The organism is Paucibacter sp. B2R-40, from assembly GCF_025717555.1.
GTDB lineage: Bacteria > Pseudomonadota > Gammaproteobacteria > Burkholderiales > Burkholderiaceae_C > Paucibacter_A.
Map to the genome: position 1 here is coordinate 583468 of NZ_JAJIRP010000003.1, position 10342 is coordinate 593809.

Annotated in this window: 8 protein-coding genes and 1 pseudogene; 6 read left to right on the top strand and 3 right to left on the bottom strand. The window is 60.2% G+C overall.

Annotation, left to right across the window (positions count from 1 at the left end; translation table 11 throughout):
• The first annotated feature begins 35 nt into the window (after nt 1–35).
• The gene (gene garD / locus LNV09_RS09130) at nt 36–1595 is read left to right on the top strand and encodes a galactarate dehydratase (protein WP_263556763.1); all 1560 of its coding nucleotides are present in this window, start codon (nt 36–38) and stop codon (nt 1593–1595) included.
• A gap of 560 nt (nt 1596–2155) precedes the next feature.
• Here the strand turns inward: garD and LNV09_RS09135 are convergent.
• Nucleotides 2156–2839 carry a PEP-CTERM sorting domain-containing protein gene (locus LNV09_RS09135; RefSeq protein WP_263556764.1) on the bottom strand — a complete coding sequence of 228 codons (684 nt, stop codon included), beginning with the start codon at nt 2837–2839 and terminating at the stop codon, nt 2156–2158.
• Between the two features lie 342 nt (nt 2840–3181).
• Between LNV09_RS09135 and LNV09_RS09140 the strand changes: the two are divergent.
• Nucleotides 3182–3511, top strand: a pseudogene (locus tag LNV09_RS09140) (U32 family peptidase); the annotation flags it as partial.
• A gap of 850 nt (nt 3512–4361) precedes the next feature.
• Here the strand turns inward: LNV09_RS09140 and LNV09_RS09145 are convergent.
• A complete protein-coding gene (locus tag LNV09_RS09145; protein ID WP_263556765.1) occupies nt 4362–5012 on the bottom strand; it encodes a choice-of-anchor C family PEP-CTERM protein in 651 nt (216 codons plus the stop codon).
• Nucleotides 5013–5868: 856 nt separating this feature from the next.
• On the opposite strand from LNV09_RS09145, the gene LNV09_RS09150 reads away from it, so the two are divergent.
• The 3 genes from LNV09_RS09150 to LNV09_RS09170 all read left to right on the top strand — a co-directional run bounded on the left by LNV09_RS09150 (nt 5869) and on the right by LNV09_RS09170 (nt 8773).
• Complete coding sequence (locus LNV09_RS09150) at nt 5869–6339, top strand: cache domain-containing protein (RefSeq protein WP_263556766.1); 471 nt, start codon at nt 5869–5871, stop codon at nt 6337–6339.
• A gap of 95 nt (nt 6340–6434) precedes the next feature.
• Nucleotides 6435–7979 (top strand): methyl-accepting chemotaxis protein, encoded by a 1545-nt coding sequence (locus LNV09_RS24715; protein WP_318023280.1) that lies wholly within the window; start codon nt 6435–6437, stop codon nt 7977–7979.
• Between the two features lie 569 nt (nt 7980–8548).
• Nucleotides 8549–8773 (top strand): hypothetical protein, encoded by a 225-nt coding sequence (locus LNV09_RS09170; RefSeq protein ID WP_263556767.1) that lies wholly within the window; start codon nt 8549–8551, stop codon nt 8771–8773.
• Here LNV09_RS09170 and LNV09_RS09175 read toward each other — a convergent pair.
• Nucleotides 8751–9242 (bottom strand): helix-turn-helix domain-containing protein, encoded by a 492-nt coding sequence (locus LNV09_RS09175; RefSeq protein ID WP_263556768.1) that lies wholly within the window; start codon nt 9240–9242, stop codon nt 8751–8753. The genes LNV09_RS09170 and LNV09_RS09175 overlap by 23 nt on opposite strands.
• Before the next feature lie 137 nt (nt 9243–9379).
• Here LNV09_RS09175 and LNV09_RS09180 point away from each other — a divergent pair, with 137 nt between their 5' ends.
• Nucleotides 9380–10339, top strand: a complete 960-nt coding sequence (locus LNV09_RS09180; RefSeq protein ID WP_263556769.1) for a helix-turn-helix transcriptional regulator — start codon at nt 9380–9382, stop codon at nt 10337–10339.
• Nucleotides 10340–10342: the final 3 nt, after the last annotated feature.

The window sequence follows — 10342 nt, forward strand, 5'->3', positions numbered from 1 at the left end:
GGGCGCACCCCTGACAAGACAGCAACTTATTCCAGATGAGCCAGCAGCCTCTCTACATCCGCATGCAAATTGGCGACAACGTCGCCATCGTCGTCAATGATGGCGGCCTGCATGCCGGCAGCCAATTTGCCGACGGCCTCGCTCTGCTTGAGCGCGTGCCGCAGGGTCACAAGGTGGCGCTAACTGACATTCCGAGCGGCGCGCCGGTGCTGCGCTACGGCGTCAGCATTGGCCTGGCCATCCAAGACATCAAGGCCGGCGCCTGGGTGCATGAGAAGCTGCTGGCCATGCCCACCGCGCGCAGCCTGGACGAGTTGCCGATCTGCACAGTGGCCAGCCCAGCCTTGGCGCCGCTGGAGGGCTACAGCTTTGAAGGCTACCGGAACGCCGATGGCTCGGTCGGCACGCGCAATATCCTGGCCATCACGACCACCGTGCAATGCGTGGCCGGCGTGCTGGAGCTAGCGCTGCAACGCATCAAGGCCGAGCTGCTGCCGCTGTTCCCCCATGTGGATGATGTGGTGGCCTTGGAACATGGCTACGGCTGCGGTGTGGCGATCGACGCGCCTGACGCCATCATCCCTATCCGCACGCTGCGCAATATCAGCCTGAATCCGAACTTCGGCGGTGAAGTGATGGTGGTCAGCCTGGGCTGCGAAAAACTGCAGCCGGAACGCTTGCTGCCGCCGGGCAGCATTGCGATCGCCGATCAACGAGAGGAGGAGCTGGATGTCGTGCGCCTGCAGGATGATGTGCATATCGGCTTTCAATCGATGCTGGATTCAATCATGCGCAGCGCCGAACGCCATCTGGCGCGCCTCAACCAGCGTCGGCGCGAGACCGTGCCGGCGTCCGAGCTGGTGGTCGGCGTGCAATGCGGGGGCAGCGACGCGTTTTCCGGCGTCACCGCCAACCCGGCGGTCGGTTTTTGCACCGATTTGCTGGTGCGCGCCGGGGCTACCGTGATGTTCTCTGAAGTGACCGAGGTGCGTGACGCCGTGGATCAGCTGACCGGGCGTGCCGCGACAGCCGAGCTTGCCGAGGCGATTCGGCGTGAGATGGCCTGGTATGACGCCTATCTGCAGCGCGGCAGCGCCGACCGCAGCGCCAACACCACGCCCGGCAACAAGGCCGGCGGCCTGTCCAATATCGTCGAGAAGGCGATGGGCTCGATTGTCAAGAGTGGCACGTCGCCTATCAACGGCGTCTTGTCGCCGGGCGAGCGCGCGCAGACAAAGGGCTTGCGTGGCTTGGTCTTTGCCGCCACCCCGGCCAGCGATTTCATCTGCGGCACGCTGCAGTTGGCGGCCGGCATGAACCTGCATATCTTCACCACCGGCCGGGGCACGCCCTATGGTCTGGCGGCTTGCCCGGTGCTCAAGGTCGCTACCCGCAACGATTTGGCGCGGCGCTGGCATGATCTGATGGACGTCAACGCCGGCCGCATCGCCAGCGGCGAAGCCAGCATCGAGGACATAGGCTGGGAGATGTTCCGGCTGCTGCTGGACGTGGCCAGTGGCCGCAAAAAGACCTGGGCCGAGCAATGGAAGTTGCACAACGCGCTGGTGCTGTTCAACCCGGCGCCGATTACCTGACGAACCAACGGCTAGCGCAAGCCAATGCCGTCACAACCCGGATAGCAAGAAGCCGCTCGGCTTCTCCCTACCACGGTCTGCGCCTCGTGCTCTTATGGTCTCGCGCCCCAAATTTTTCGATCGGCAGCTTTGTGAGGTGCTGCAGACATTCGCTCAACGAAATGCTCAATGGCCGGTTTCAGCCACTGCGGTCGTTAGTTCGCCAAAATCGATCGACTGCTGCCAGCATTCCAGGCGTCGGACGATCTCGCGCGATGGGCGACAGCAATGGGCACGGAGTAGCCCCGAAGTCAGTGCCCCCGAAAAGTCCCGGCCTGGGTCAGACCGACAGTTCGAACAAGCACCGCATAGCTGACGTTCGGCTCGCCGACCGTTTTGGTCAGCGGCGGCTTACGGGCGAAGTTGCGGCCTCATGCTCCCGGTCGGCTCCTGTCATTCGGATGCGCAATGGGGCGGCAATAGGGTGCCCTTACCTGCCACTGGGAATCGGCCCTGTGTATTCATCTCGTGGCAACAAAAAACCCCGCCATGGCGGGGTTGTTCAATGGATCAAGTGATGATCAAGCGCGACGGCTGACTCTGAGGCCTAGCAAGGCCAGCGCCACCAGTGCCAAGCTCGCGGGCTCAGGCACAGGGTTCGACACCGGCGCGTTGCCCGACATGGAAATCGAATCCACGCGGAAGTCGTTACCGTAACCCCAGTCGTGCGAACCGCCGCCTTGGTAGTAGCCCGACAACTGGTACTCGTTCTTCAGGGTAATCTGCGCCGTCGTCGCCGAACCAGAGTTCCAGTCCATGCTCAACAGGTTCCAGCCTCCCACCGAGGCCTTGACGATGCCGCCGACATTGCTGCCGTTGACTTGCGCCTGGATGGGCACGTTGTATGGGGCGAACCCTGCGTAGTCGTCCGCAACATAGAAGTTCAGTGTGTAGAGGCTGTTGGCGGCTACGTTGAAGACCGAGCTGATGAAGAAACGGTGGTCGGGCTGCGAATTGGGGCCGGTCGGTCCGGTATTAGTCCCCAGGTTGAAATAGGCACCGCTTTGGCCGCCGGAGCCGAAGATGCAGTTGCTTTGTCCACCGCAGTTTTGCCAATAGGCATCACCACGGGACCAGTTGGTACTGCTGAAACCGGCGTCAAAACCTTCGCTGTAGACGACGCCGGCTTGGGCGGCTGGAGCGAGCAGCGTGGCGGCGAGGCCCAGGGCGCTGAGGGCAAACTTGAATCTAGATTGGTCTTGCATGGGTATCTCCAGGATTATTGAGGACATGACGAGCCAAAAGCGGCGAAAAAGCACTGAACCTTCGCCGCGCCGGCTAGCAGGGAGACATAAAGCAAGATTAGAGCCAGATTTACTTATCGTTTTAGGGGTAGGGACTTAGGACCTAAAACTAGGGGGCTGCTCTTCTGGAATGTAAAAATTTCCGACAATTTTGCGTCGCAGGCAGCGACCTCGGCCACGCTCTCGCCTCGGCTTGACCTGTCGCAAGTTCCACCCGGCCGCGTTTGCATAGACTGCTTGGTTCGAAATTTCATTTCTCCGCCCCGCTGCGCGTTCTTCCGCAAGCCAGGGCCGGACCACACCATAGCGCGACCCTACAAATCCCCGGAGCTCTTGCTGCCGGCCGGTGACCTAAAGCGCATGCGCGCGGCATTTGACTACGGCGCCGATTCCGTCTACGCGGGTCAGCCGCGCTACTCGCTGCTCGCTCGCAACAATGACTTCAAGCTGGAGAACCTGCGCACAGGCATCGCCGAGGCGCATGCACGCGGCAAATAGTTCCTCATCGCCAGCAATATCCTGCCGCATAACGACAATCTCAAGGGCTATCTGGCCGATATGGCGCCGGTCGTCGAGATGAAGCCCGACGCACTGATCATGGTCGACCCAGGCCTGATCATGATGGTGCGTGAGCACCCGGGCTGGGGTCAGGCCTTGCATTACGAAATTGACCTGTCATCGCCGTAGCGCTCAAGGCTGCGCGTAAAGACTGCTGCGCATGCATCTGTCGGGTCACTTGTCGGGATCTCAAATATGCGGGCAAGACCGCACCCGTTGGTGAAATTGCCGGCCTTGTACGACGCCCGGAAGTGAGAATAAGGCGAGATCTTACAACCTGGGCGTTCGTCCATGCAATTGGAATACCAGGTAGCAATCCCCAGCGGCAGGCATGGGCACCGTGCCGGCGCCAGCTCTACGCATCCGAATGACACGAACTGGCCTGGACCGTGTGGGCCGCATCATTGCCCGTAAGCCGACATTGATCAAAACGGTTGGAGAACCGAACGCCAGCTTTGCGGCGCCTGTTTGAACCGTCGGCTTGGAACAGGCCCGGACATTTCAAGGTCGCTGCCCGCGTAGCAACTCGGTGCCCAACGCCGAATTTCAAAATCAAGGATGGAGTGCTGCACCGCAGCGGAATGCGGCCGGTCGCCTCAGGGCCGTTTTGGAGAACCATAACCACAAGAACGGGTGCCGTTCAGCGGTCAATCTCACGGGCCGGCGTCGAATTCCTGATGACCGATGACCGTCATACAGCGCTCGCCTGCCGCCTCCGTCAACGTCAGCTAAGCCCCATCCCTACGACAACTATTTGAGCCTAGTGAAGTTTAAAGTGACTTGGTACACAGGGCGGGTCAGTCCCAGAAAGCCGTGTAACCGAGTGGCCATGGACCAAAACGGAAAGGGTTGGGGCAGTGCTTGACTTCCCGGTAAGCGCGGCCCGCCTTGGAACAGATTGGTAGCAACCTTTCCAATCATAGTGTCAGACCGACTGGCGTCGGAGAGCTCGACAGCCGACGAAACCCAGGCCGACCAGCATCAAAAACAAAGTCTCCGGCTCTGGCACCGCAGCCACCCGCACATTGTCCAGCGCCAAGCCGGCGGACCCGTCGACGGTGCTGGAAAAGCTGAGCGTGGTGCTACCGCCGGTGGCAATGAAGTCGAAAGTCGTCGGCACCCACCCCATCGCGGCCTTAGTGCTATTGCTGTTGTCAAAGCTCAGATTCTGGCTGAAGCCAGCCGCCGAGACGGTGCCGGTCTTGACACTCGGGCCGCTGAAGAAATTGCCGCCCAAGTCGAAGCTAACACGGTAGGCCTGCCCGACAAAGGTGGCAATTACCTGGCTTAACGACCCGGCACCGACACCGCTCAAATCCAGAGAGTAGTCGCCGTTGGATGCTTTCCAGGCCAGTGGCCCGACTACGTCCACACTGTCGCCACCGATGGCCCATCCGTTGATCCCGGTGTTGCCAGCGTTGAATTGTGCGCAGAAAGTGCTGCCCTGCGGGCAAAGCACATCGGCCGAGCCAGTGTTGAAGGCCTCGAAGCTTCCGTTCTGCGTACCGGCCGCAACCGATACCGTCGATGCCAGCGCAGCGACCAACCCGAAAACCCCTATGTGAAAGTTCTTCATGACTTGCTCCAGTTGAAACCACATCAAGCGATAGTATGGTGGCAAGTTGGCCGTAGACACCCCCCGGTCTGCGGGGGGGGTAAACGCGCTGAGTCAGCGCCCGAGCCCTACGACATAGGGCTCCTGAATTGGGTCATGACGGGAAGCGCTCACTCGGATGTGGGCACCGAGTTGCCAAGCAGTCAAGGCCCTCGAAATGTCCGGGGCTGTTCTAGGCCGACAGTTCGAACAAGCGCCGCAAAGCTGACGTTTGGTTCGCCGACCGTTTTGGTCAATGGCGGCTTACGGGCAATGATGCGGCCTCAAGGTCCCGGCCAGTTCTTGTCATTCGGATGCGCTGTGGTGGCGCCAGCAGGGTGCCCAATGCAGTCGCCCGGCTGTCTGCCTTGAGACCTGAGTCTCGTCGGTAAACGGCCATTGGTCAGCGTCCGCTTTCAGGACGGCAATTCGCCTTCAATCAAAGCGCATCGAGTCGAATGGGCTCTTGCCCTACGGATCCATCTCCCCCAGCTTTTGCAGATTTAGGCCTGCGCGCCGCAGCCAAACGTAACTCCGAGGGCACAAATGCAGCGCTTTGACTCCGAGAAATGAGTGCACTTCATAGCCAACATGCCAAGTTGAGCGCGGCGAACCCGGCCGAAGATCGCTCGGTGGCAGGTGAGATGCAAACCGCCGGCAGCGTGAACTGGTGCATCAAACATTGACATTGAGCATGCTCTTGCTCGCCAATGCGCTTACTATGAAAAAGGCCGGTCGAGCAAGCCGGGCTGATTTCGACATGTCACAGTGAAGCAAGTCGCCGCCGGAAGCCGGAATCCTGCTCCACTTGGCGCTCAAACTCAAACAGGAAACACCGATGACAATCTTCAGCGCGTTCAAGAAAACTCTTCAATTACTGCTGGCAAGTCTGGTGATGGCGGGTGCTGCGCAGGCAGCAGACCAAGGCACAGCGGCCGAAGCCGAAGCCATGGTCAAGAAAGCCGTCGCCTATATAAAGACCAATGGGACGGAAAAAGCCTACGAAGAATTCACCAGCGGCAAGTCCTTCAAGGACAGAGACCTATACATCATCGTCTATGACCTGAACGGCAAGAATCTGGCCCAAGGCGCCAATCCCAAGCTGGTCGGCAAGGACTTGATCGGGCTGAAGGATCCGGACGGCAAGCCGCTGATCCAGATGTTCATCGAGTTAGCCAAAACCAAGGGCAAGGGCTGGGTGGAAGGCTACAAGTTCCTGAACCCAGTGACGCAAAAAATTGAAGGCAAAGCCATGTACCTCGAGCGCGTCGGCGAAACCCTGGTCGGCTGCGGCGTCTACAAAAACTGACACGCTCATTGACGTCTTGCTGAGCGCAGCCCCGCTGCCGCGTGTCGCAGCCGGCAATTTAAGAATTTGACTTCCCTAGCTGCCGGAGCCCACTGATGAATTTACGCGAGATGAAGATCGGGCCGCGCCTGAGCCTCGGCTTTGGCGCCATTTTGATGGCCGCCATTGCCCTGCTATTGGGAGCCTTGCTCAGCAACGGCAGCAGCCGTGCGGCCTTGCTCGACACCCTGCAGCACTCGGCCAGCCAGCAGGATATGGCAGTCGAAATGCACATTGCACTGATCAGCAGCGCGGTGGCGGTGCGCAATATGGGCCTGCAAACGGAAGTCAACGGGGTGCAGAAAGACGAGGCTGAAGCGAAGAAGCAGCGCGCTATCTACCTCGCTGCCAAAACCAAATTGGGAACCACCGATCTGGGCGCGGAAGAAAAAGCCATCTTTGCCCGTCTGGCCGAAATTGATAGCCAGATGGACGCACAGTTCAAGGATGCGGTCGACCTCGCGGCCCAGTTCAATGCCGAGCAAGCCGCTAAGGTCATCACCAGCAAGATTGACCCCTTGCTCAACAAGGCCGTGACTGAGTTGCTGGCCTTCATCGCCATTCAAAAGCGGAATGGTGACCAAGCCACCGAACAGGCCAATGCGCGCAACGCCACCACCGTCGGCGTGATCAGCATGGCCGGCTCCCTGGTGCTAGCCTTGGCAGCGCTTATGGCATGGCGCTTGACCGTCAGCATTACACAGCCGCTGCAGATTGCCTTGGCTGCGACCGCGCGGGTGGCCAATGGCGACCTGGTCAGCACTATCGCAATTAGCGGCAAGGACGAAGCCGCGCAGTTGCTTGGCGGCCTGCTGGACATGCGCAACGGTCTGGCGCGTATGGTCAGCGAAGTGCGCAGTGGCGCCGAGAACATCTCCACCGGAGCGAACGAGATTGCCGCTGGCAATGCCGACTTATCGCAACGCACCGAAAGCCAGGCCAGCAATTTGGAGCAAACCGCGGCCTCGGTCGAGCAGCTCAGCGCCACCGTCAAGAACAATGCCGAAACAGCGCGTCAAGCCAACAGCATGGCTAGCTCAGCCAGCACAGCGGCCGAAAAGGGCGGTGAGGTGGTGGGTCAGGTGGTGGCGACGATGCAGGAAATCAGCGCTTCGTCGAAGAAGATATCGGACATCATCGGCGTCATCGATGGCATCGCCTTCCAAACAAATATCTTGGCCCTCAATGCCGCTGTCGAAGCGGCCCGCGCTGGCGAGCAAGGACGTGGTTTTGCCGTCGTTGCCAGCGAGGTGCGCAATTTGGCCGGTCGTTCAGCCGAGGCCGCGCGCGAGATTAAGACCCTGATCGGTGCCAGCGTCGAGCGGGTCGAAGCCGGCAGCCGCTTGGTCGGCGCGGCCGGTGAGTCGATGGGCGATATCGTCAGCCAAGTCAAACATGTGGCGACCCTTATCAACGAGATCAGTAGTTCGGCGCACGAACAGACCAGCGGCATCAGTCAGATCAATCAGGCGATCACCCAGCTCGATCATGTGACGCAGCAAAACGCAGCACTTGTTGAAGAAGCTGCCGCCGCCGCTGAAAGCCTCAACGGTCAGGCCGCGCGCATGGTGGAAGTCGTCAGCGTTTTCAAGCTGCATTGAGCTTGGGGCCGGAGGCAGGAAGCACTCGACTCGCGCTCAAGGCGCCTCAGCTCAGGGCTAAATCCGCAACAGCTAGCGCTCTCAATGCGCCAAGGCCAAGGCTGCGTAGGCCGCCAATTCACCCAGCACGGGAAGCTTGTTTATTGACGTCCCAACGCATGAGGCAGGCATCGATCTGTGCTTTGCAGAGATGAAGGACCCCGTCAAAGACAAGCTCGAGCGCTTTGGGCTCTTTTCCAGGCTCGGCGAGGAACGTTTTTTCGCGACGCTCGGTGAAGCAGTAAGCCGCTATCTTGTGTCTCAATCGAGTCGGCCGGGAGCGTGAGGCCGCAACCTCGCCAGTAAGCCGCCGTTGACCAAATCGGTCGGAGAACTGAATGTCAGCTTTGCGGCGCTTGTTCGAACTGTCAGCCTGACGCAGGCCGGGACATTTCGAGCGACCTGCCCTCGGCCTGCAAGTGATTGCTGCGCTGCAAGCATCTATGATCTCCACCCGACGCGTTCGGGCGCCCGCTCTCCGTCGAAGACACTATTCCTCACTGCCAGCGAAGTTCGTCCAGGAGCATCACATGGGATCACGTGCCTTGAGTGTTTACCTTGAGGCCGAGCCGGGAAAGCCAACGGCGCTTCCGCGCGCCGGTAGCTCCCTGGAACATCCATTGGTGTTCGACAGCGCAGCCCAAGAACTCAAGGCGATGGCCGATAAGGGTTTGGTCACCATCATTGACGAGCACCACATGGACTTGCTCGGAGAGAAATTGATCGACCGGCTCACCTTCGTGAAGCTGCGTTGACCGCCCCTTGCTGACGGTGCGCGACTTTGACGGTTTGCACGACGCCGTCAATCTCCACCTGCTCCTGGCTCCAGTCAAATTGGCAGGCGTCTCCCGGCACAAACACCAGCGGCACGAACGCGCCCTTGATGCTTGGCGCCAACTGAGAGGCCTTCCATTGCTTCACGCAACGCTGCACGCTGTCATAGGCCCCGCGATAGCCTTCGCTCTGCAGCCCTTCAAACAAACGCTTGGCCGTGCGCCGCTGAGCCTTGGGTAAGTGGCGCTCGGTTTGCAGCCAGCTCTCCAGCGTGGCTTGAAAGCAGCCCAGCTTGGGCGCGGGTTGATGCTGGCGGACATAACCCAGCGCTTCAATGGTTTGTAGATGCTTGCGCACCGTGGGCCGCGACAAGTTCAGATCCCGCGCGATGGAGCTGATGCTCTCCTTGCTGACCAAATGCCGCCGCCGGATCTCGGCAATAACTTCCATGTTTAACACCCCAGATTCCCCGGCGAAAACGCCGGATGGTTGCACACCCCAGGGTGGAAACTATTGGACGCTGTTTACCCCGGGAATCTGGAAAGTTTTGCACGCTGTTTCACAGATTCATCAACGCTATTGGGTTCATGAGCTTGTCCATCGCCGCCTTCTTGGGCGTCTCCGGCCGGCCAGGCACCGTCCCGGTCAGCGATATCACCCGGAACGCCGCATGCCCAGCCGCACCGTCTATGGTGCCGTGCTTCTGGCCATTGGTAGACGCTCAGCCCCAGGGCGCCCTTGGTGATGAAGAAACTGAGCCAGCAACATCGATCCCTGCCGGCACGACCATGACGCTTCGTTGGAAGCACATGTCGCACGCTTGGACGAAGAACCATTCAACCGAGGATGTCCAGTTGCACCTGCCGATTGACGGCAGGGTGGCCTACAGAATTGGACTGCGGGAACACATTGCAAGCAAGGGCGCGGCCATGTTAATCGCGCCTGGCTGGGCATTCACCTGCCAGAGCCCGCCTGGATCGCTGCTGATTCTATGCATCGAGGGCAACTCGTTGTTGGCCGAGCTTGAGGCGCGCCAACCGCACGCCAAGCATGCCTGGGCGTTGAGGTCGAAAGTCCTGCCGGCGCAATGCCTGGAGTCGGAATCCTTTCTTCCGTCGCTGGTGGATTTGATCGAGGCAAGGGAACCCGATGCGCGCCGCGAACGCGAGGCCGGTCTGATGGGCCGGCTCGCCGAGTTACTCATCAAGGCGCCCGCCATTGCCCGGGTCTCCGCGCTGGAGACCCAGCGTCTCGCCGCCCTTGAAGAGTGGATCGATGCGCACCTGAGCGAGTCGATCACCATAGGCCGGATGTGCGAGGTGGTCGGCGTTAGCGAGCGCCGGCTCCAGCAGACCTTCGAGACGCTGCGCGGCATGTCGCCGAAGCGCTGGCTGACTGAGCGAAGACTTGCGTTCGCCCACCGTTTGCTTTGGCAGCGCGATCACAACGGCGATGTCACGCGCGTCGCCATAGAAGCCGGCTTCGCACATCTCGGCCGCTTTTCTGCGCAGGGCGGATTCAACCGGTCAATGCAACACATTGGCTGAAGA